Raw genomic sequence first — 21,793 nt, 5'->3', positions numbered from 1 at the left:
TACTTCTATTATTTTTAAATATAGAGGTCTTTTTCCCAATAAACAGTTCTGCTTTCATGTGATAGATTAGTAGAGAATAGAAGAGCAAGAAAATTCTTCTAGAATAGGATTGTTGAGGAGCTGAGTGAGTTGGCGAAGAGTGTAAAAATGACGGCTTTGGCAGTATCGGTTTGTTTGGCGGGAAGTCTTGTATTCACCCCGGACGGAAATGCGTCTGCTGCACAAATGAACGGGCAGCTGCAGGAACTAAAAGCAAGTCAGGTATCATCGTACAGCAGTGAGTACCGGACAGGCGGCAAAGCAATGTTCAAGATGGACAGCTATGCAAACAAGCTTCCAAAGAGCGTTTTGAAGAAGCTCGAGGCGGCAGGTGCAAAGAATTCGCTGTATGTGGTTCAGCTTAATGGACCTGTGACAGAGGCAAACCGTGCGGCTATTACGGATGCGGGCGCCGAAATCATGGAATACGTGCCGGATTTTGCATTTGTTGTAAAAGCAGAGAAGAGCGCAGTAAAGGCTTTAAAGAAAAAGCAGGAAATTTCATCGGTTACCGCTTATCTCCCATTATATAAATTGGATCCTGCCCTCGTTGAAGAGGGATTTGGAAAGCTCCTTGACGTTGAGCTGAAGGATACAGCTAAAAATAAGAAGAAATTTGCAAAAAGAACGCTGAATGAGATCATTGAGCTTGCCAGCCGGGAAGATACCCTGTTTGTGGGCAAGTCGAATACTTTTCAGCTTCACAATGATGTCGCCGCAGGAATTATGAAAACAACAACTGCAAGCAGCACATACGGTTTGTCAGGTGCAGGCCAGACAGTTGCCGTTGCGGATACCGGTCTTGATACAGGACGAAATGATGCATCGATGCACGAAGCATTCCAGGGCGGGAAAATCAAAGCTTTGTATGCCCTCGGCAGAACGAACAATTCAAGTGATCCGGACGGTCACGGAACACACGTTGCAGGATCTGTTCTTGGAGATGCACAGTTTAAAGGGATGGCACCAAAGGCAAGTCTGGTCTTTCAATCTATTATGGATGCAAGCGGCGGGCTTGGAGGACTGCCGAGCAACTTGAACACGCTGTTTTCACAGGCCTACAGTGCAGGTGCGCGCATTCATACGAATTCATGGGGAGCTCCTGTAAACGGGGCGTATACGCTTGAATCAAAGCAGGTGGATGAGTATGTCTACAATAATGACGATATGACCGTGCTTTTTGCGGCGGGGAATGAAGGTCCCAACGCGAAAACGCTGAGTACGCCGGGAACAGCTAAAAATGCGATTACGGTAGGTGCTTCAGAAAATAACCGTCCTTCATTCGGAACGTATGCGGACAACATTAACCACATTGCCGCGTTCTCATCAAGAGGCCTGACTTCTGACGGACGTGTAAAGCCAGACATCGTGGCACCTGGAACGTTCATTCTTTCGACGCGCTCTTCACTTGCGCCGGATGGAAACTTCTGGGCAACGTATAACAGCAAGTATGCCTACATGGGCGGAACGTCTATGGCGACACCGCTCGTTGCGGGAAATGCAGCTCTTCTCCGCGAGCATTTTATTAAAAACAAAGGCATCACCCCGAAGCCGTCTTTAATTAAGGCTTCCCTTATCGCGGGTGCACAGGACACCGGTCTTGGCTATCCTAACGGAAATCAGGGCTGGGGCCGGGTAACGATGGACAAGTCTGCACAGGCTGCCTTTGTTAATGAAACAAAAGCGCTGAGAACAAGTGAAAAAGCCGCATACAGCTTTAATGCAGTCAGCGGAAAACCGCTTAGAATCGCTCTTGCGTGGACGGATTACCCTGGTAACCCTTCTGCTTCGGTTTCCCTTGTGAATGATTTGGATCTTGTCATCAAATCTCCGAGCGGAAAAACATATACAGGAAACGACTTTACGTCTCCGTATAACAGTGAGTGGGATGGAAGAAACAACGTGGAAACAGTAATTCTTCCAAGTGCTGAAGCAGGAACGTATACCATTGAAGTTCAGGCATACAACGTGCCGACGGGAACACAGGATTTCTCTTTTGCTGTTGTTCAATAAGAATTAAATACGATGCTGGGATATGAAAAGGGTGAATTTGAGTACTAAGCAAATTCACCCTTTTTTATTTTGTTAGTTAAGGTTAAAAGTTTTATAACCTGCTGGCAGGCCTGGCTTCTGCAGCGAGTGGTTTCCCGCCATTGCGTATGGTATTAGCAGCATAAACTCGGTGCTTGTCCTCGCCAAAAGTGTTCCAAACATGAGTTAGCAGCATAAACTCGGTGCATGTCCCCGCCGAAAGTGTTCCAAACATGAGTTAGCAGCATAAATTCGGTGCGGTGCCGGGTTCAGATAGCATAAGAAAAACGCCTGTATGTAAGTGATAACACCATCAGGCAGCCATTTAACGCAGAATTCGACTATCTTTTATTTTATGATTACATACTCTTATCATACTCAATGACAGCCATACTCCAATATTTCAGCGAAGGCAGGGTCATGATGACATTGTTGCCCTTTTGGGTGAACGAAACAGCCCGGGGCATTCCTTCTTTCGTGTCAGGACTTGCCATCCAGATGCTTTTTATCTTCCGAGGTTCAGATAAACGTATGGACACGTTTTTACGAAGCTCAGGTTCAGGCTGCGTGCCAGACGTATCTCGCCATTCCATGGAGTCCGCCTCTAAAAAGTTAATGAAATGGAGCACTTTCTGATGCCTGTTTTGTTTGGCAAACGACCAGACTGCTCCTTTTTCCGGCATGGCGGAGATTTTTACATCAGAACGGCTCTCCAATTCCGTTTTCGTTTCTTTTAAATCTCTGCTCCGCAGAAGATTCTGGTAAGCTGTCAGAAAATCATAATAGCGAATCAGGCCGTCTGACAGTTCATCATCACTTTTAAGCTGATTGTGGGGAAAATATTCTTTGGACAGCATATGCTCGCCAAGCTCCAGATGGGCTCCGCCGCTTGAGAAAATGACGCTGTTTGTCAAAAAGATGCCGGACGGATTGAATGTGCCTCTTGTATCTGAAAGGTCATAGTTCATGTAGGCGGCAAGGACGGTGTTCATTCTGCTGTCTGACATGGTTCTGTTGTCATCAATGATCTTCTTCAGATCACCATAGTTTTTGTAAGGATCCCAGACTTCTGTGTACAAAAAGTCTGCCGGAGCCGACGATATATTCTCCTGGCCGTACTGATTGACGGCATTCATCACCATTTTTTTATCAGGTGATTGTGATTTGGCGTAATGGATAAATTCATCAAAGCCGTCTGCGAGATTAACAGATTTCCCTTTAGAATCATACACTGCTCCGCGGTCCCCGAGCTGGTCGATGTGCCAGCCGTCAAAATCAAGAGCCTGATAGACTTGCTTCTGCCTGCCGATCAGATAATCCTGCCAGCTGCGGTCATTGGAGTTTGCAAGGATGACATCACTTTTCCAGTCATCAGGAAGAGGGTGAAAATCAGGTTCCTTTTGATGCGGATCCTTAAACAGCATCCATTCCTTTTTGACCCCGTCTTCTTCTGCTCCTCTAAATGCTCCGTAAAGCAGATTGTAGGCCATGGCATTCATTCCGTATTCATGAGCCCTCTCAATATAGTTTTTTACAGTATCCAGCTGAATGCTTCTTCCGGCGATATCCTTCCATTCAGAAGAAGGTCCGTTTTGTGTCATCTTCAGCGGCTGTTGATGTTCATAATGCCAGTCGTAAAACTGGATGCCGTTTATATGATGCCGGTTCAGTTTTTTCAGCACAGAAGCGGCTTCTTTTTCACTGACATCGCCAAATTTGGATAAAAAGCCGTAGCGTGGGAAAACAGACCAGCTGCTTGAAACGTCAACTGCAATGGTTTTAGCGTCTTTTTCGGACTGCACCTTCACGAGGTAGCCTTTAAAATCATCCCCGGGAGGCTGCCAGGACCAGACGGCTTTTCCGTTATCAGCATTTACGGTTTGGGTTTTGATTTTCTCATTCAGTTTCATATAGGTAATGGAAAGGCTTCTGCCGGAGCGTTCTGCAAGTGATGCCTCAAATCTGACAGGCTCTCCGGGTTCGTATCTTGCTTTATCTGTGTGAATGTCAGTGATGTCTGCAGTTTCCTTCTTATCGAGAACCGGAGTACTATGGTTATTCTTATAGAGGAAAATTGCCAAAAGACAGCAAAGGAGAGACAACAGCAAAAGAAATTTTTTTCTCATGTTTTCACCCTTAATAGAAAAGGAGACCGGCTAATAAACAGCCGGTCCCCTTTTGAATTTATTGCTTGATTCTTACATCCCTGTTTTCATCAACCGGGATATTTACATAGAGCTTTTTGGCTTTTGCATCATAGAAGTAAGAACGGGATGTTTTTGTCATTTCATCCATGCTCGCAGCTGCTTTGTATTTCGCAAAGCCTGATTTTACTTCTTTAGGTTTAGCCGCGTTATTCAGCTTCAATGTGTATTTCTCAAGCTTGGAATCATAGTTTTCAACAAGTTTCTCCTGCTTGAAGACGATGTCTTTTCCGCGTTTTTCCACTTTCAGGTTCGTTTCGTTGTACTCGCCGTTTTCGTGGTCAAGTGTTTCGCCGTCATCCTCATAGAAGCTGTACTCTGCTTCATCAGTCAGGTACGTATCAAGAATCAGGTCCGTAAGCGGCTTTTCGTCTGTGTACTGCTGTACATCGCGGTTTGGAATAATCGAGTTTTTCTTCACAAAGATCGGAAGGTGCTCAAGAGGAGCAGACACGCTGATCGTCTGGCCGCCTTTGTATTCTTTTCCAGTCCAGTAATCAACCCATGTTTCATTTTCCGGAAGGTAAACGTCACGGCTTGTCTGGCCTTGCTTCACGACAGGCGCAAGCATCAGAGAGTTTCCGAACATGAACTGATCGCTGATGTCATATGTGTTTTCATCTTCCTGGAACTGATAAACAAGCGGCTGCTGAACAGGTGATCCTGATTCTGCAGAATCCTGGAATGCGTTGTACAGATAAGGAAGAAGCTTATAGCGCATTTCAATGTATTTCTTGCTGATGCCTTCAACTTCAGGTCCGAAAGCCCAAGGCTCCTGTCCTTGCTTCACTGCTGCTTTTGCATCACTATCGTAATGAATGCGTGAGAATGGAAGGAATGCTCCAACCTCAATCCAGCGTGCGAACAGCTCTGCATCAGGACGCTGCGCAAATCCGCCGATGTCATTTCCGACAAAAGAAACACCGGACATCCCGATATTCATGTTCATAGGAAGAGACATTTCAAGGTGTTCCCAGTTACTTACATTGTCGCCAGTCCAAAGAGCGGCATAGCGCTGTGATCCTGCGAACATGTCACGTGTTAAAACGAATGGACGGGTGTTTGGCTTGTATTTTTCCCACGCACGGTATGTAGCGTCTGCTTCGTCGTGTCCATAAAGGTTATGATATTCGGTATGAATGATTTTGTTGTCATCATAACCGAAGTAAGAATCAAGAGGCATTGTATGATTGTGTCTTTCATCATCAAGGAATACGGCAGGTTCGTTCATGTCATTCCAGATGCCGTCAATTCCCTGGTCAAACAGAATGTTGTGCTTGCCTGCCCACCATTCGCGTACTTCTTCTTTGGAGAAGTCAGGGAATGCGGAGTCACCAGGCCATACAGGTCCGATGAACGGAGTGCCGTCAGCATTCTTTGCCCAGAAATCATTTTTTGTGCCTTCCTGGTACATTTGATAATTTTCGTCTTGTTTAACTGCCGGGTCGTTGATGGCGATCGCTTTAAATCCAGGCATTGTTTTTAGTGTCTTCAGAGCCTGTTTGTACTCTTCGCTCCACGTGAAGACACGGTATCCATCCATATAATCGATGTCAAAGTGCATCGTATCAAGCGGAATTTCTTTCTCGCGGTATGTTTTGGCCACATTCAGAATTTCGTCCGCTGTGTAGCCCCATTTACTTTGGTGAAGGCCGAGGGACCATTCTGCAGGAACGTCCATTTTTCCTGTCAGTTCTGTGTAGCGGTCAAGAACGTCTGAGATTTCCGGACCGTTCATGAAGTAATAGCTCAAGTCTCCGCCATTAGCATAGAAGTAGTAGTAGTCATCAGATTCAGAGGCCATTTCAAAATAAGAACGGTGGGAGTTATCAAAAAGAATTCCGTATGCACGTTCATTTTTCAAGCCGATAAAGAAAGGAATCGTCGTGTATAAGTATTTTGTATCTTTGTTATAGGCGTAGGCATCTGTGTTCCACATTCCGATGCTTTTGCCGCGTTTATTGACTTCAAGGCCTGACTGTTCACCGAATCCGTAGAAGTTCTCGTCAGGATTTGTTTTCTTCATCACGTACGGCTTTCCGTTTTCATAGCCGGCCGAACCGTTGTTCATGTAGTCTTCATTGATGACATTTCCTTTTTCATCCATGAATTTAACGCCGAATTGAGATTTTTTAATATGAATAATAAGTTCTTTTGTTCGAAGTTCGTAGTGATCTTTCTTGTCTTTTACAGTGAATCTCGGGGTTTTCCAGTCTCTCTTGGAGATGGCCGGAGTTTCTTTTTCTTTTTCGCCTTTTTCAAGGACGGTTACCTTTGCAAGATCTTCATCAAGGATACGTATGTATGCATCGTTTGTTCCAAGATCAAGCTTTACACCGTTGTTCAGGCGCTTCATGCCTTTAACAGCAAGCTTCTGAAGATTTTCTTTGTTCAGCTTCGTATCAGCTTCCGGCTGAGTTACGGCTGATGCGCTTGGTGCAAGGCCTGAAAAAGCCATGACTACTGCAAGTGCAGAAGCAATTACAGTACGCTTCATATTTTTCGATTGTTGCATCATGTCACCTCTTTGAAATTTTTGTGTGTTGGCACAAGAAAACTATAGAGAAAACATGTATAGACAGGCAACCCCCATAAAATTTGGAATCTGAGAGTGTCGATGTGCCCAGGCATGTTGCTGCTGCTGGAATGAAAGCGATATTGAAACTTTGTGAAAAGGGTAACATAAAAAAGTGAAAATGAATCGATACGTCCAGATGATTTTCATATGTTACAGAATACAGGACATAACGCTCACAATGTGTAACAAATGACACATAGGGCGTTTACATAAAGATTTTGCAAAAGAATAATCCTCAGGAAATTTACAAAACCGATTGACAGTTTTACAAATCGGTCATATAATTACTTTGAATTCAAGATATTTTAATTAAAAGTAATATTCACCTTCAGCCCGCATATATGGTAAAGAGGGTAAATTTTTTAGCTATATATCTCGAATTAAAAATAATTTGTGAAGGATGATTAGCATGTTAGATTTAGGACTTTTACTGATTCGTCTTGTTGTCGGATTATCATTTATGGCCCACGGGGCACAAAAACTGTTCGGCTCTTTCGGGGGACACGGACTGAAGGGAACAGGGGGATTTTTTGAATCGATCGGAATTAAACCCGGAGTTGCTATGGCGCTGCTTGCGGGACTTGCAGAATTTGCGGGCGGAGCTCTCTTTGCAGCCGGCTTGTTTACACCACTTGCAGGTGCTGCGCTGGCAGGAACGATGCTTGTTGCGATCTTCAAAGTTCACGCGCCTAATGGCTTCTGGGCTTCAAACAACGGCTATGAGCTGAACCTGACCCTGCTTGCCGTGGCTGTTGGAGTTGCCCTTACAGGTGCAGGTGCTTATTCTCTGGATGCCCTTTTCTTTTAATACGGCATGAAAAAAGGAACTCAAATTTGAGTTCCTTTTTCATTTTCTATAACGAGTGGTGAGTCTGTTTCTAGTCTTTCAAGAATTCTTCTTTTTTGATAAAGCATAATGCCTGCTTCAGCAATGTCTTTGATCATTGAACGGTTTGTATAGGCGCCGAAAAGCATCCCGGCAACAGGGACCATCTGGAGAAGTTTTTTCAGGCCGAAATGGTCACGGTACGTGTAGACAACCTCCCGCCAGCCCTGCAGTTTTGAAAGCATGTCCGCGGGCTTTGCGCTGCGTCCGTAATAGCCTGATAGTTCGTTTAGAATCGCTTCTTTTCCAACCACATCAGCAGAGGCAAACTGCAGGCATTTTACGATAAAAATGCGCTCCTCTTTTTCATCAGGATCATAGCCGTAAATGACCGCGATTTCCTGCAGGGTTTTCAGTGAAAGACCAAGGATGACAGGGATGTCCACTGCAAGAGTGAAAACTCCGCCAAACCCGGTCGTCGCTCCCTGAACCGTCGCGACATTTCCCCTGTTTGTTTTAAGGTCGCCGCTTACAATGTTCATGACATTCAAGGGAACGGTTTTCAGGTCATCAATTGTTTCAATCGTTTTGTCAGGAACGAGCTGCTGCACCTTTTTCAGCATTCCGTTCTTCTGAGTTAAGTATTTTCCGCCGCCCTGGATGAAGCTTCCAAGCTCATCAAGAAGAACGCCGATTTTCTTTTGAATAAATGCAGGCGTCAATTTATCAAGAATCTTAAAAGGAATCCGGCCGATTTTCTCCCAGAAAAACAGACCTTTCTGATCGTCTTCCCATTCCTCAATTTCTTTTAAACGTGCAAGAAGCTGCTCCTTTGTTTCCACCGTTCACCGCGCCCTTTCCCTTGCTTTTTCTTCATTTTAGCAAAAGGGAGCAGGAAAAAGAAAAAATGAAGCATATTTTTTGGATTTTGCCGAAGTTTATCAGATAATAGGGTTATTCTGAGTTTCAGAAAGGGGATACAACAATGGCAAAAAATCTGCAGGATACAACAACTTTACATAACGGAGTGAAAATGCCCTGGTTTGGCCTTGGCGTCTTTAAAGTGGAAGACGGAAATGAGGTTGTAAACTCTGTTAAATGGGCAATCGAAGCAGGCTATAAAAGCATCGATACCGCTGCTATTTACGGAAATGAAGAGGGCGTAGGACAAGCAATCAAAGAAAGTGGCGTTGCGCGCGAAGAGCTTTTCATCACGACTAAAGTATGGAATGCTGATCAGGGCTATGATTCTACCCTTAAAGCATTTGACGAAAGCATGAAAAAGCTTGGTCTTGAGTATCTTGATCTTTACCTTGTTCACTGGCCGGTTAAAGGCAAGTACAAAGAAACATGGAAAGCTCTTGAAACGCTTTACAAAGAAGGAAAAGTAAAAGCAATCGGCGTAAGCAACTTCCAGGTTCACCATCTTAAAGATATTATGGAAGACGCTGAAATCGTACCTATGGTAAACCAGGTTGAATACCATCCGCGCCTGACTCAAAAAGAGCTTCATGCATTCTGCAAAGAAAACAGCATTCAGCTTGAAGCGTGGTCACCGCTTATGCAGGGTAAACTGCTTGACGATGCTACACTGACAGAAATTGCTGAAAAACATGGAAAGTCAGTCGCTCAGGTTATCTTGCGCTGGGATCTTCAGAATGGCGTAGTGACCATTCCAAAATCAGTGAAAGAACACCGCATTTACGACAATGCTGCCATCTTTGATTTCGAACTGACACAAGAAGAGATGGAACGCATCGACGGCTTAAACCGCGACGAGCGTGTAGGCCCGGATCCGGATAATTTTGATTTTTAATCATATGCAGAAAAAGGCTGTTCTTTATGAACAGCCTTTTTTTTATGCTTTTTTCGTAAATAAGGTTTCGTGTAATTTCGGTAAACTCCAGTGGATTGCAGCGGAAGGCACTTGACTCCTTGTCCAGCTGCAGCGCCCAACTCCTCTGTCAGAACAAAATCCCCCAAAAAGTCAAACCCGGACTTTTCGGGTGATTTCTTATCTGACTGCCGGAGCAAAACGGGCGCTTCCGCTTTTCTAAGGGATGAAGAGGGCACTGAAGATCCCGCAAGCGCAGCGAGGAAGCTTCAGGCACTCCCCGCGGAAAGCAAGTGACTGGAGCGGAAAGGAACGGGTGATGCAAAAACAAACTTTATTCAAAAGCACCCTTTTTTATGGCGCTATCTTGTAAAAATTGAGAAAAGCCATGTCCAAATTTTTCAAATTTGATATAATCAAAATGGATGAAACAGTAAAAGGAGACGTGCCGGCTATATGAAAAAATTATCATTTTTTCCAATTCTATTAATTGCTGCCGGACTTTGTTTGACAGGCTACGGGGGCTTCCAAATTGCAGAAACCCACCTGAAAACAAATCAGTCTCTTGCGGATGCAGAAGCCATCATCAAAGCCTCTGCAAGCTCCAAAACGGAAATGCCGACTCAGGAAAAACGGTACGAGGCTGAAACAGGCGATGCTGTCGGCATTCTTAAAATCGGCCGGCTTGATGCGGAGCTGCCAATCGTGGAAGGGACAGACCCGGACGACCTGGCCAAGGGAGTCGGACACTACAAAGGCAGCTATTACCCGAATGAGAACGGACAAATTGTTCTTTCCGGACACAGAGACACGGTCTTCAGAAAAGCGGGGGAACTGAAAATAGGTGACTCTCTTATCGTAGCCATGCCTTACGGAGAATTTGAATACCGAATCAAATCTACAAAAATCGTGGATGCCGATGACCTCAGTGTGATCACTCTTCAAAATGATAAAGAAGAACTGATCCTGACAACGTGCTATCCATTCAGTTTCGTGGGAAGCGCACCGGAGAGGTATATTATTTATGCTGAAAAAGCGGAATGAGATCGGAGAGATACAGCTTGATCATTAGAGAACTGAAAACAGATGGAGAATTTAAAGAAGCCTATCCTGTCATGTCACAGCTGAGGGTCAACCTGAGTGAAGAGGATTACTTGGGGCTGCTTGAGCCTATGCAAAAGCAGGGCTACAGGCTGCTTGCTCTTTATGATGAACATCAGATAAAAGGACTGGCAGGCATTATTGAGCTGACGAATTTCTACAATGAAAAGCACATTTATGTCTATGACCTTGTGACGGACGGAGCTTCAAGATCCAAGGGGTACGGGGAAAAACTCCTGCACCATGTAGAAGAGCTTGCGAAAGAATCCGGCTGCGGCATGATTTCACTGAGTTCAGGCAATCAGCGGAAGGACGCACACCGGTTTTATGAAGAAAAGATGGGCTTTGACAGAGTAAGTCACGTTTTTAATAAGAAGCTGTAAAAAAATGCTCCGGATACGGTATCCGGAGCATTTTTCATGTTTTTAAAGAAACTCCAGCCGTACTAGGAGATCTCTCATATCCTCAGGAAACGGAGCAGAAACATCAATCTCTTCACCTGTAAATGGATGGACGACGGATATTTCCGATGCATGAAGCGCCTGCCTGCGGATAAGATTTTGATTGCCGCCGTACAGGACATCTCCTGCAATCGGAAAGGCTAAGTAACTGACATGAACACGAATCTGGTGTGTTCTGCCTGTATCAAGCTGGAGCTTAAGCAGAGACGCATCATATTTCGGGTTATATCCTTCACGTTTAAAATGAGTGAGAGCGGACTGCCCGCCCGTTGAAACTCTCCTGCGGGACGGGTGGTGCCGGTCTTTTCCGATTGGATGATCGATACTGCCTTTTTTCTGTTTCACTTCGCCTTGAACCACGGCCGTATAGGTTCTCTTTACTTTCCGTTCTTCAAGCAGCCGGTCAAGCACGGCATGCGACAAGGCATGTTTCGCAAAAACGACGGCACCTGATGTATCGCGGTCGAGTCTATGAATATGCCTGATTTTCCGCGCTATGCCGTTCATCTGAAAATGGGAAGCAACACCGTTTGCAAGAGTTCCCGTTTGAGACGGTTCATTCGGGTGTGTGTCCATTCCGGCCGGCTTGTTTACAATTAGGAAATGATCGTCTTCATATAGAAAGTCAAGCTCCATGTATTCAGGCTCCGTGTCACATGTTTCATCCTGAAAAACCCGGATCATCAGTGAGTCATTTTCTTTCAGCGGCTGCGTCCAGTCCGGGTCATTGTCATTTAATTTAACTTCTTTATTCATTCTAAAGCTATGGGCAAGTCCTTTTGGAACATGAAGTTTTTCCTTTAACATTTGCTGAAGTGACATTCCTGCCCACTCTTCCTTTACAGGTAATATCAGCCATTCGCCTTTGCGTTTCATTCTTTGTCCCCCAACTGTGAGTAGTTCTTCAAGTATACTAGACCATCTATTTGGATGTCCAAGCTATAAACGGAAACACTTACCTCTGCTTAGCGGTTTGGAGCTATGTTAAAGTTGAAGTAAGACAAAGAGTGAGCAGCAAAGAGGTGAATAGATTTGAGGATTGTGTTTGCATCAACTGAGGAACAGGAGCATTATATTGAAGAGCTGATTCAAACGATGTACGAAGACATTTTTCCGCGGTATTTTTCAGATGAAACGATCGATCAGCTTGATGAGCTTTCTGTTCTGAAACCCCATTCAGATGACCTCGACTATAACGGAACGCTGAAAGAAGCCTTTCAAATCATGTCGAGTCTTCAGGCGCTGACGGCGCTGCTGGATCACCTGGATGATCAGCAGGGGGAAGATCAGCGAAAATTGTATAACCGCAATATTACTATTTTAAAAAAGTATGGCTACAAATTTCCGCTGACATTTGATCATTTTCTGGCTTCAAAGGAGAAGGCGGATGAAGTGAGCAAGTACGGAAAGCCGGCGAATAAGTGGATTGTTTAAGCAATGAAAAAGGGGACACGGATGTGTCCCCTTTTGCGTTGGTCGTTTATTTCCATTCGCTGAACAGGTCTTTAAAGAAAGCCCCATCATTATATCCGACCACACGGTCAACTTCTTTTCCGTTTTCGTATTTAACTAGCGTAGGCGTTGATTCAATGCCGTATTTTTGCCAGCCGTCTTCGAATTCAAGAAGATTGAACTGTCCGATTTCAACACCTGCTTCTTCAGCTGCAGGCATAAGTTCAGGAGTTGTCCGCTTGCAGTGTGAGCAGGTTGGGCTGAAATAATAAACGATGAAATCTTCTTTTTTGTCCATTTTTTCATCTACTTCTTCAGGAAGAATGATGTTTTGATAGTTAGGATCGTCAAGCTGATCAACCGTTGCGGAGTTCAGCTCATCCTTGCCGTATGGATTGCCTTCCGATTTTTCCGACTGCTGATAGGTTGTTACAAAGGCCAAGCCTCCGAAAATGACTAAGAAAATCCCTGCAAATATCAAGATCTTTTTCATATTATCGACCTGCTTTCCATTTTCTGTGTATTGTAAAGCTTGCTGCAAAAATAATTGAAAATCCGATTAATGCGAGAAACGGGATCGTAATGAATCCAAGCCAGTTAATGTACTCGCCCGTGCATGGGACGATTCCGCATGCGGCTGAGTTCTCACCGACAAAATCAATTTTCTGGACGGCGTAGTGGTAAATGGAGATTGCTCCGCCTATGCCTGATAAAATCATCGTGTAAAAGGCAATCTGATAATCTTTTTTAATGACGGCAATACCAAGGATTACAACCAGTGGATACATGAGGATCCGCTGATACCAGCAGAGATTGCACGGAACAAAATCGAGAACCTCCGAAAAATATAAGCTGCCAAGCATCGAAATAAAGGACGCTCCCCAGGCGGTAAACAAAGCATTTTCTATGTACTTTTTCTCTCGTTCAGACACACTATCGCCTCTCCATCATTAAGGTTACACGACATATTATAGTTGCCGGGCCCGTTCTTGTAAAATGAAAGCGCCTTGGGAGAGGGCGGGAATGGGGTTTCAGGAGTTGAAGGAACTCTTGGATTGGGTCCTTTTAACTCGGGATATAACCTATCAACAGGAAAGAAGTTTTATGAAAGGTCATAAATGCCTATGATATGACCTTTTAGAATGAAGGAGCCAGTTTGAAAGGTCATAAGCGCCCATGATATGACCTTTCAGCATGAAAAATCCGTACGAAAGGTCGTAAGCGCCCGTGATATGACCTTTCAGAACGAAGGAACCCGTGTTAAGGGTCATAAGCGCCTAAGATATGACCTTTCAGCATGAAGATATCCGTACGAAAGGTCATAAGCACAACACTTTTCAGATAGAAATGCAATACTCCTCAAACACTCCCCATTTTCTTTCTTTTTAAAATCCGTTATATAATGAACATACTACTCGATAGGAGGGGCACACAATGATCAAAGCAATCGTTTTCGATTTTGACGGACTGATATTGGATACAGAAACGCACGAGTATGAAGTGCTCCAGGAAATTTTTCAGGAGCATGGGAGCGAGCTTCCGATGCAGGTGTGGGGAAAAGTCATTGGAACATCCTCAGATTTTAACCCTTATAAGTATTTGGAGGAGCAGATTGGGAAAACGGTGGTGCATGAAGACCTGATCAGCCTGCGGAAAGAAAAATTCGCCAAGAGAATGGAAGCGGAAGGTCCGCGGCCCGGTGTTGAAGCCTACTTGCTTGCTGCACAGGACCTTGGACTGAAAATCGGTTTAGCTTCAAGTTCCAGTTATCAGTGGGTTTCCGGCTATCTTAAGTCTCTGAACTTATTTGATTATTTTGAGTGCATCCGCACCTCTGATGATGTGGAAAAAGTAAAGCCTGACCCGGCCCTTTACATAAAAGCGGCAGAATGCCTTGGCCTGAAGCCTGAAGAATGCTTGGCTTTTGAAGACTCAGCAAACGGGGCACTTGCAGCAAAACGTGCAGGAATGTTCTGCACCATTGTTCCAAACAGCGTGACGGCCCATATGGAATTTGGGGAGGTCGACCACAGGCTGGAATCGATGGCAGAGATGGAGCTTGCAGAAGTGATCAGAAAAATTGAATCAAATCGTTAACATGTTTTAAACCGGTCTCTAGCGGGAATAAATTGCTGGTAAGAAATAAAGGAGCGATTTTTGTGACAGATACAATTGACTTATCGAAATTTGAGAAAAAGATGATTATCAGAAATATTGAAGACAAAGACATAGATGAAATCCTGGCGATGCAGGCGCTTTGTTTCCCAGGGATGGTTCCATGGGAAAGAGAGCATCTTGAAAGCCATCTTGAACATTTTCCCGAAGGGCAGTTCTGTGCTGAATTTGAAGGCAAAATCATCGGATCCTGTTCAAGTCTGATCATCAACTTTGATGAATATGACGACAGACACACATGGGATGATATTACAGACAACGGCTACATCACCAACCACAATCCGGACGGATACAATATGTACGGCATCGAGGTCATGGTGCATCCGGATTACCGCCGGATGAAAATAGGCCACAGACTTTATGAAGCAAGAAAAGATCTTGCGAGAAGACTGAACCTGAAGAGCATTATTATCGGGGGAAGAATCCCGAACTATCATAAATATGAAAAAGAGCTTTCGCCAAGGCAGTATGTGCAGGAAGTGAAACAGCATAAAATTTATGATCCTGTTCTTTCTTTTCAGCTGCTGAATGGCTTTACGCTGATGAGGATCAACCCGAACTATCTGCCTGATGACAGGGCTTCAGGCAAATACGCCACGCTGATGGAGTGGAACAACGTTGACTATTTGCCAACTTCAAAGCGCTATTACAAAACGGCTTTTCCGGTTCGCATCTGCGTTGTGCAGTATCAGATGAAGCAAATCAATTCGTTTGAAGAATTTGCGACACAGGTTGAGTATTACACAGACGTTGCATCAGATGCTTCCGCAGATTTTGCGGTATTCCCCGAGCTGCTTACAACCCAGCTGATGTCGTTCCTGGATGAAAAATCACCGAGCAGGGCAATCCGAAGAGTAACGGAATATACAGAGGAATACATCAGCCTGTTTACAGAGCTTGCTGTAAAGTATAACGTGAATATTATCGGCGGATCCCATTTCGTTGAAGAAGACAACGGGAAAATTTTCAACGTGGCCTATCTTTTCAGAAGAGACGGCACCATTGAAAAACAATACAAAATCCACATTACGCCGAATGAGCGCAAATGGTGGGGCATCAGCAGGGGCGACGACATTAAAGTATTCGATACCGACTGCGGAAAAATTGCCATTCAAATCTGCTATGATATCGAGTTTCCTGAGCTTGCGCGGATTGCTGCAGATAAAGGAGCAAAAATTATCTTTACGCCTTTCTGTACAGAAGATCGCCAGGGATATCTCCGGGTCCGCTACTGCTCACAGGCACGTGCGGTTGAAAACCAGATTTACACGGTGATTTCCGGAACAGTAGGAAACCTGCCGCAGACGGAAAATATGGATATTCAGTACGCGCAGTCAGCGATTTTCGCGCCTTCTGACTTTGAGTTTGCAAGAGACGGAATCGTTGGGGAGTGCAACCCGAATATTGAAATGGTCGTAATCGGAGATGTTGACCTCGAGATCCTCCGCAGACAGCGCCAGTCCGGCACAGTCAGACAGCTCAAAGACCGCAGACATGACGTGTACGGAATCCGTTATAAGAAAAACTGATTTGGAACTAATGGAGACAGAGATTTTCTTTGTCTCTTTTTTTATGGAAGGCTGTTAGAACACTTTCCAGATGTCAAAGCTGAGACAAAGTGTTCTAATCGGATTTTAAGAACACTTTCCAGATGCCGGAGCATGGACAAAGTGTTCTAATCGGAATTTAAGAACACTTTGCAGCTACGTGAGCAAAGACAAAGTGTTCTAATCGGGTCTTTAGAACACTTTCCAGATGTCAAAGCTGAGACAAATTGTTCTAATCGGAACTTAAGAACACTTTGCAGCTGCGTGAGCAAAGACAAAGTGTTCTAATCGGGTCTTTAGAACACTTACCAGATGTCAAAGCTGAGACAAAGTGTTCTAATCGGAACTTAAGAGCACTTTCCAGATGCCGGAGCATGGACAAAGTGTTCTAATCGGAACTTAAGAACACTTACCAGATGAGAGAGTTAAGACAAGGTGTTCTAATCGGGTCTTTAGAACACTTACCAGATGTCAAAGCTGAGACAAAGTGTTCTAATCGGGTCTTTAGAACACTTACCATTCAAAAGTGAAATGAGATTGTGTTTCACTCAACCCCCCTTGAGTTGTCACCCCGTATATAGTACATTCCTTATATGCCATTATTCATAAAAACAACTAAAAAATGGAAGGAGGGCAATCTATGAGTTTTGAAGGTCAGCAGATTCTGCCTGCAATTCGCAATATGAAGCAGTTTGAACGGTTTCTCGACAGTCCTTATACATTCGGCGTGCTTCTTGATACACACCTTGGACAGGTGCGGAATATTGTCCGTCTTGCCAATTCTTCAAACAAAAAAATGCTGATTCACATAGATTTGATTCAGGGGCTGAAGCATGATGAGTATGCTGCGGAGTTTATCTGCCAGGAGGTTAAGCCTGCCGGGTTGATTTCGACAAGGTCGAATGTGATTGCGAAAGCAAAGCAGCGCGGGATTTATGCGATTCAGCGGCTGTTTTTGCTCGATTCAAGTGCGCTTGAAAAAAGCCTGGAGCTGATTGCAAGGACAAAGCCGGACTATATTGAGGTTCTTCCGGGTCTTGTTCCCGGGTTGATTGCAGAGATTAAGGAGAAAACAGGCATTCCGATTTTTGCAGGAGGCTTTGTGAAAACGTCAGAAGAGGTCCATCAGGCGTTGCAGGCAGGGGCCACGGCAGTGACTTCATCTGAAATGGATTTATGGAAAAATTATCAAAAGCTCTCATAAATTTCTGTTGACACCGCTTTCATTAGCATGTACCATAAGGGCAAGTTAATAAATGTGACGGAGAAACGGAGATCCACAGCAGTACTTTACATTATTGTAGAGGTATTTGCTGTGGATTTTTTTCTTTCCCGCCGCATTTAAAGAATTGGAGGAATTATAAATGACTGCTTTTTGGGGAGAAGTTATCGGTACAATGATCTTAATTGTATTTGGAGGCGGTGTCTGCGCCGGGGTCAGTCTTAAAAAATCATTCGCCCACCAGTCAGGCTGGATCGTCATCACGATGGGCTGGGGATTTGGTGTAGCAATGGCCGTATATGCCGTTGGCGAAATAAGCGGCGCGCATTTAAATCCGGCAGTGACATTTGCACTTGCCTTTTCAGGATCATTTGAATGGAGCCAGGTGCCATCATACATCGTTGCACAGTTGCTTGGAGCATTCGTTGGGGCAGTGCTTGTCTACTTGCAATACTTGCCGCACTGGAAGGAAACAGAAGATCCAGGTGCGAAGCTCAGTGTTTTTTCAACAAGCCCTGCCATTCCGAATTATTTTGCGAACTTTATCAGTGAAGCGCTTGGAACATTTATTTTTGTCCTTACATTGCTTGCCATCGGAGCGAATACTTTTACAGAAGGCTTAAATCCGCTGATTGTTGGATTTTTGGTTGTTGCCATCGGGCTGTCGCTTGGAGGCACAACAGGCTATGCCATCAATCCGGCGCGTGACCTTGGACCAAGACTTGCACATTTTGTTCTTCCGATAGCAGGAAAAGGGAGCTCGAACTGGAAATATGCATGGATACCGGTTGTTGCGCCGCTTGCAGGAGGTTCATTTGCCGCAGTCTTTTACAATTACGTTTTTAAGGGTACTATGAGTACTGCATTCTGGTATGTAGCGGCAGCTTTAGTTTTCATGCTTTGCGTTGTTTATGCGATGACGAAAAAACAATCCGCGCAGCGTTCAGCCGTTTATTAAAACTTTTGAGGGGGAAAATGTATCATGGAAAAATACATCTTATCTTTAGATCAGGGAACAACAAGTTCAAGAGCTATTTTATTTAACAAACAAGGCGAAATCGTTCACATTGCTCAAAAGGAATTTAAGCAGTATTTTCCTAAGCCGGGCTGGGTTGAGCACAACGCGAACGAAATCTGGGGATCAATTTTGGCTGTTATTGCAACATGCCTGAGCGAAACAAATGTGAAGCCTGAGCAGATTGCAGGGATCGGAATTACCAACCAGCGTGAAACGGCAGTTGTCTGGGATAAAAACACATCACAGCCTGTCTATAACGCAATTGTGTGGCAATCCCGCCAGACTGCAGGGATCTGCGAGGAACTGAAGCAAAAAGGCTACAATGATACATTCAGAGAAAAAACAGGATTACTAATCGATGCCTACTTCTCTGGAACAAAAGTGAAATGGATCCTTGACAACGTGGAAGGAGCAAGAGAAAAAGCTGAAAATGGCGACCTCTTGTTCGGTACCATTGATACGTGGCTGATTTGGAAGCTTTCAGGCGGAAAAGCGCACGTGACGGATTATTCAAACGCTTCCCGCACACTCATGTACAACATTCATGAACTAAAGTGGGACGACGAGCTGCTTGAGTACCTGACTGTGCCGAAATCTATGCTGCCTGAAGTGAAACCGTCTTCAGAAGTATATGCCAACACGATCGAATATCATTTCTTCGGACACTCTGTACCGATTGCAGGTGCTGCAGGAGATCAGCAGTCTGCCTTATTCGGACAGGCATGTTTTGAAGAAGGAATGGCTAAAAATACGTACGGAACTGGCTGCTTTATGCTCATGAACACTGGGGAAAAAGCTATTCGCTCTGAAAATGGCCTGCTGACGACAATCGCATGGGGCGTTGACGGAAAAGTGGAGTATGCCCTTGAAGGAAGCATTTTCGTTGCAGGATCGGCTATTCAGTGGCTGCGCGACGGTCTCCGCATGTTTAAAGACGCAAAGGACAGCGAGGCATACGCAGAACGCGTTGAGTCTACAGAGGGTGTTTATGTCGTTCCTGCATTTGTGGGCCTTGGAACTCCTTATTGGGACAGTGACGTGAGAGGTGCTGTCTTCGGCCTAACGCGCGGCACGTCTAAAGAGCACTTTGTCCGCGCTACACTGGAATCCCTCGCTTATCAGACAAAAGACGTTCTGACTGCGATGGAAGCTGATTCAGGCATTTCCCTTAAGACACTCCGCGTAGACGGCGGTGCGGTGAAAAATAACTTCCTGATGGATTTCCAGAGCAATATGCTTGGAGTGCCTGTAGAGCGTCCGGAAGTAAATGAAACGACAGCTCTTGGCGCTGCCTATCTTGCAGGACTTGCAGTCGGCTTCTGGGAAGACAAGTCGAATATTGAAAAGCAATGGAAGCTTGATAAGCAATTCGAACCAGAAATGGAAGATGAAAAGCGCGATGAGCTTTACAGCGGCTGGAAAAAAGCAGTAAATGCAGCTCAGGCTTTTAAATAAATAGAAGCTGTGATATACTAATATTAAGTTAATAGAACGGTTGGAGATTTGGAGAGGCCACAACACTGGCGCATGCATGTCATGCTGCACCAGCTTGTTGTGGTCTCTTTTTTATCCCCTTCTGGAAAATAATAGGAGGTACTAACTATGACTTTTTCAAGCGATAAACGACACGATCTTTTAAATAAAATGACACAGGAAACATATGATGTATTTGTAATCGGCGGCGGTATAACAGGTTCAGGAATTGCGCTCGACGCGGCTTCCAGAGGAATGAAAATTGCCCTTGCAGAAATGCAGGACTTTGCAGCAGGAACATCAAGCAGATCAACTAAGCTCGTGCATGGAGGACTGCGCTACTTAAAGCAGTTTGAAGTGAAAATGGTTGCTGATGTGGGAAAAGAAAGAGCCATAGTATACGAAAATGGACCGCATGTCACAACGCCTGAGTGGATGCTTCTTCCGATGCACAAAGGTGGAACATTCGGACCGTTCTCAACCTCCATCGGGTTGCGCGTGTACGATTTCCTTGCAGCCGTCAAACGCGGCGAAAGAAGAAAAATGCTGAGTGCGAAAGATACTCTTGCTAAAGAGCCATTAGTTAAAAAAGACGGGCTTAAAGGCGGAGGGTACTACGTTGAATACCGCACAGATGACGCTAGACTGACGATTGAAGTGATTAAAGAAGCGGCGCGATTTGGCGCAGATGCCGTCAACTATGCAAAAGTGGAAGGCTTCATTTACGAAAAAGGAAAAGTAGTAGGCGTTCATTTAGTTGATACGATTTCAGGGAAACAATATGATGTCTACGCAAAAAGAGTCATCAATGCTGCAGGTCCGTGGGTTGATACATTGAGAGAGATGGACAAATCAAAAACAGGCAAATCCCTGCAGATGACAAAAGGAATTCATCTCGTGTTTGACCAGAGCAAGTTCCCGCTTAAGCAGGCCATCTATTTTGATACGCCGGATAAGCGCATGGTTTTTGCCATCCCGCGTGACGGCAAAACGTATGTCGGCACTACAGATACTGTTTACAAAGAAGATCCTAAAAACCCGCGCATGACAGTGAAGGACAGGGACTATGTTATTGAGTCAATCAACTACATGTTCCCTGATCTGAATATTAAAGCAGAAGATGCCGAATCAAGCTGGGCCGGTATCCGTCCTCTTATCCATGAAGATGGAAAAGATCCGTCTGAGATCTCCAGAAAAGATGAAATCTGGACGTCTGAAACAGGTCTCATGACGATCGCCGGCGGCAAGCTGACAGGCTACAGAAAAATGGCAGAGCACATCATCGATATGATTGTGAAGGATTTCAAAGCAGCAGGAATGAAAGATTTCGGTCCGTGCAAAACGCGTAATATGCCTATCTCTGGAGGGCACGTTGGAGGTTCTGGAAGCCTTGAAACGTTTGTTAAAACAAAAACGCAGCAGGGAATGTCCCTTGGCCTGACTGAAATGCAGGCAAAGCATCTTTCAAGAAGATACGGATCAAATGCAGATGCGCTTTTCGAAAGAGTGGAAGCATTAAAATCTGAGGCTGATCAATACGGACTCCCGGTTTACGTCCTTGCTGAAATTGATTACAGCATGTCAGAGGAAATGACGGCGACTCCTTCAGACTTCTTTGTGAGACGAACAGGTGCTGTGTATTTCGACATAAACTGGGCGAAGCAATACAAAGATGCTGTCATTAATTACATGGCTGATAAACTGAAGTGGACTCCTGAGCAAAAACAAACTCACACAAGCATTCTTGAAAAGCAAATTCATGATGCAGTCGTACCTGATGAAGTAAGAAAAGCGAATTAACAGTTGAAGCTGCAGCCCGGTACGGCTGCAGT

The 21,793-nt window shown here is 44.7% G+C and carries 18 protein-coding genes; 12 read left to right on the top strand and 6 right to left on the bottom strand.

All coding sequences use genetic code 11. The features are described 5' to 3' along the window. The first annotated feature begins 129 nt into the window (after nt 1-129). Nucleotides 130-2,052, top strand: a complete 1,923-nt coding sequence (locus RKD52_RS18215; protein ID WP_454100827.1) for a S8 family serine peptidase — start codon at nt 130-132, stop codon at nt 2,050-2,052. Between the two features lie 377 nt (nt 2,053-2,429). On the opposite strand, the gene RKD52_RS18210 is transcribed toward RKD52_RS18215, so the two are convergent. Further along, nucleotides 2,430-4,196, bottom strand: a complete 1,767-nt coding sequence (locus RKD52_RS18210) for a glycoside hydrolase family 66 protein (protein WP_454100826.1) — start codon at nt 4,194-4,196, stop codon at nt 2,430-2,432. 58 nt (nt 4,197-4,254) lie between these two features. Continuing rightward, nucleotides 4,255-6,792 carry a glycoside hydrolase family 31 protein gene (locus RKD52_RS18205; protein WP_454100825.1) on the bottom strand — a complete coding sequence of 846 codons (2,538 nt, stop codon included), beginning with the start codon at nt 6,790-6,792 and terminating at the stop codon, nt 4,255-4,257. Nucleotides 6,793-7,261: 469 nt separating this feature from the next. Between RKD52_RS18205 and RKD52_RS18200 the strand changes: the two genes are divergently transcribed. Then, nucleotides 7,262-7,660 (top strand): DoxX family protein, encoded by a 399-nt coding sequence (locus RKD52_RS18200; RefSeq protein ID WP_029567225.1) that lies wholly within the window; start codon nt 7,262-7,264, stop codon nt 7,658-7,660. A 20-nt stretch (nt 7,661-7,680) separates the two neighbouring features. On the opposite strand, the gene RKD52_RS18195 is transcribed toward RKD52_RS18200, so the two are convergent. Beyond that, nucleotides 7,681-8,520, bottom strand: coding sequence for an EcsC family protein (locus RKD52_RS18195; protein ID WP_454100824.1), 840 nt, complete (start codon nt 8,518-8,520; stop codon nt 7,681-7,683). 143 nt (nt 8,521-8,663) lie between these two features. Here RKD52_RS18195 and RKD52_RS18190 point away from each other — a divergent pair, with 143 nt between their 5' ends. The 3 genes from RKD52_RS18190 to RKD52_RS18180 all read left to right on the top strand — a co-directional run bounded on the left by RKD52_RS18190 (nt 8,664) and on the right by RKD52_RS18180 (nt 10,996). Next, a complete protein-coding gene (locus RKD52_RS18190; RefSeq protein WP_454100823.1) occupies nt 8,664-9,494 on the top strand; it encodes an aldo/keto reductase in 831 nt (276 codons plus the stop codon). Between the two features lie 474 nt (nt 9,495-9,968). Continuing rightward, a complete protein-coding gene (locus RKD52_RS18185; protein ID WP_454100822.1) occupies nt 9,969-10,556 on the top strand; it encodes a class D sortase in 588 nt (195 codons plus the stop codon). A 17-nt stretch (nt 10,557-10,573) separates the two neighbouring features. Next, nucleotides 10,574-10,996: a GNAT family N-acetyltransferase gene (locus RKD52_RS18180; RefSeq protein WP_454100821.1), complete on the top strand. Its 423-nt coding sequence runs from the start codon at nt 10,574-10,576 to the stop codon at nt 10,994-10,996. Between the two features lie 42 nt (nt 10,997-11,038). Here the strand turns inward: RKD52_RS18180 and RKD52_RS18175 are convergent, their stop codons facing one another. Further along, complete coding sequence (locus RKD52_RS18175; RefSeq protein ID WP_454100820.1) at nt 11,039-11,950, bottom strand: RluA family pseudouridine synthase; 912 nt, start codon at nt 11,948-11,950, stop codon at nt 11,039-11,041. Between the two features lie 165 nt (nt 11,951-12,115). Between RKD52_RS18175 and RKD52_RS18170 the strand changes: the two genes are divergently transcribed. After that, nucleotides 12,116-12,508, top strand: coding sequence for a DUF5365 family protein (locus RKD52_RS18170; RefSeq protein WP_454101263.1), 393 nt, complete (start codon nt 12,116-12,118; stop codon nt 12,506-12,508). Between the two features lie 46 nt (nt 12,509-12,554). Here RKD52_RS18170 and RKD52_RS18165 read toward each other — a convergent pair whose 3' ends face one another. Then, complete coding sequence (locus RKD52_RS18165) at nt 12,555-13,019, bottom strand: thioredoxin family protein (RefSeq protein WP_369735526.1); 465 nt, start codon at nt 13,017-13,019, stop codon at nt 12,555-12,557. A gap of 1 nt (nt 13,020) precedes the next feature. Continuing rightward, nucleotides 13,021-13,458, bottom strand: coding sequence for a disulfide oxidoreductase (locus RKD52_RS18160; protein WP_454100819.1), 438 nt, complete (start codon nt 13,456-13,458; stop codon nt 13,021-13,023). 502 nt (nt 13,459-13,960) lie between these two features. Here RKD52_RS18160 and RKD52_RS18155 point away from each other — a divergent pair. From RKD52_RS18155 to RKD52_RS18130, 6 genes are all read left to right on the top strand, one after another. Further along, nucleotides 13,961-14,623, top strand: a complete 663-nt coding sequence (locus tag RKD52_RS18155) for an HAD family hydrolase (RefSeq protein WP_454100818.1) — start codon at nt 13,961-13,963, stop codon at nt 14,621-14,623. A 101-nt stretch (nt 14,624-14,724) separates the two neighbouring features. Next, complete coding sequence (locus RKD52_RS18150; protein ID WP_369735585.1) at nt 14,725-16,230, top strand: GNAT family N-acetyltransferase; 1,506 nt, start codon at nt 14,725-14,727, stop codon at nt 16,228-16,230. A gap of 658 nt (nt 16,231-16,888) precedes the next feature. Further along, nucleotides 16,889-17,452: a glycerol-3-phosphate responsive antiterminator gene (locus tag RKD52_RS18145; RefSeq protein ID WP_454100817.1), complete on the top strand. Its 564-nt coding sequence runs from the start codon at nt 16,889-16,891 to the stop codon at nt 17,450-17,452. A gap of 160 nt (nt 17,453-17,612) precedes the next feature. Further along, a complete protein-coding gene (locus tag RKD52_RS18140; protein ID WP_454100816.1) occupies nt 17,613-18,428 on the top strand; it encodes an MIP/aquaporin family protein in 816 nt (271 codons plus the stop codon). A gap of 24 nt (nt 18,429-18,452) precedes the next feature. Then, nucleotides 18,453-19,943: a glycerol kinase GlpK gene (gene glpK, locus RKD52_RS18135; RefSeq protein ID WP_454100815.1), complete on the top strand. Its 1,491-nt coding sequence runs from the start codon at nt 18,453-18,455 to the stop codon at nt 19,941-19,943. A gap of 147 nt (nt 19,944-20,090) precedes the next feature. Next, nucleotides 20,091-21,761 carry a glycerol-3-phosphate dehydrogenase/oxidase gene (locus RKD52_RS18130; protein WP_454100814.1) on the top strand — a complete coding sequence of 557 codons (1,671 nt, stop codon included), beginning with the start codon at nt 20,091-20,093 and terminating at the stop codon, nt 21,759-21,761. The last annotated feature ends 32 nt before the right edge of the window (nt 21,762-21,793 follow it).

This window comes from Metabacillus sp. SLBN-84 (assembly GCF_053629595.1).
This window is presented reverse-complemented; position numbering and strand designations above follow the sequence as displayed.

Excerpts from the sequence above, each read along its gene's own strand:
- RKD52_RS18165 (WP_369735526.1), bottom strand. The coding sequence starts at position 13,019 with ATGAAAAAGATCTTGATATTTGCAGGGATTTTCTTAGTCATTTTCGGA.
- RKD52_RS18210 (WP_454100826.1), bottom strand. The coding sequence starts at position 4,196 with ATGAGAAAAAAATTTCTTTTGCTGTTGTCTCTCCTTTGCTGTCTTTTG.
- RKD52_RS18190 (WP_454100823.1), top strand. The coding sequence starts at position 8,664 with ATGGCAAAAAATCTGCAGGATACAACAACTTTACATAACGGAGTGAAA.
- RKD52_RS18205 (WP_454100825.1), bottom strand. The coding sequence starts at position 6,792 with ATGATGCAACAATCGAAAAATATGAAGCGTACTGTAATTGCTTCTGCA.
- RKD52_RS18150 (WP_369735585.1), top strand. The coding sequence starts at position 14,725 with ATGATTATCAGAAATATTGAAGACAAAGACATAGATGAAATCCTGGCG.
- glpK (WP_454100815.1), top strand. The coding sequence starts at position 18,453 with ATGGAAAAATACATCTTATCTTTAGATCAGGGAACAACAAGTTCAAGA.
- RKD52_RS18185 (WP_454100822.1), top strand. The coding sequence starts at position 9,969 with ATGAAAAAATTATCATTTTTTCCAATTCTATTAATTGCTGCCGGACTT.
- RKD52_RS18200 (WP_029567225.1), top strand. The coding sequence starts at position 7,262 with ATGTTAGATTTAGGACTTTTACTGATTCGTCTTGTTGTCGGATTATCA.
- RKD52_RS18175 (WP_454100820.1), bottom strand. The coding sequence starts at position 11,950 with ATGAAACGCAAAGGCGAATGGCTGATATTACCTGTAAAGGAAGAGTGG.
- RKD52_RS18145 (WP_454100817.1), top strand. The coding sequence starts at position 16,889 with ATGAGTTTTGAAGGTCAGCAGATTCTGCCTGCAATTCGCAATATGAAG.
- RKD52_RS18140 (WP_454100816.1), top strand. The coding sequence starts at position 17,613 with ATGACTGCTTTTTGGGGAGAAGTTATCGGTACAATGATCTTAATTGTA.
- RKD52_RS18130 (WP_454100814.1), top strand. The coding sequence starts at position 20,091 with ATGACTTTTTCAAGCGATAAACGACACGATCTTTTAAATAAAATGACA.
- RKD52_RS18155 (WP_454100818.1), top strand. The coding sequence starts at position 13,961 with ATGATCAAAGCAATCGTTTTCGATTTTGACGGACTGATATTGGATACA.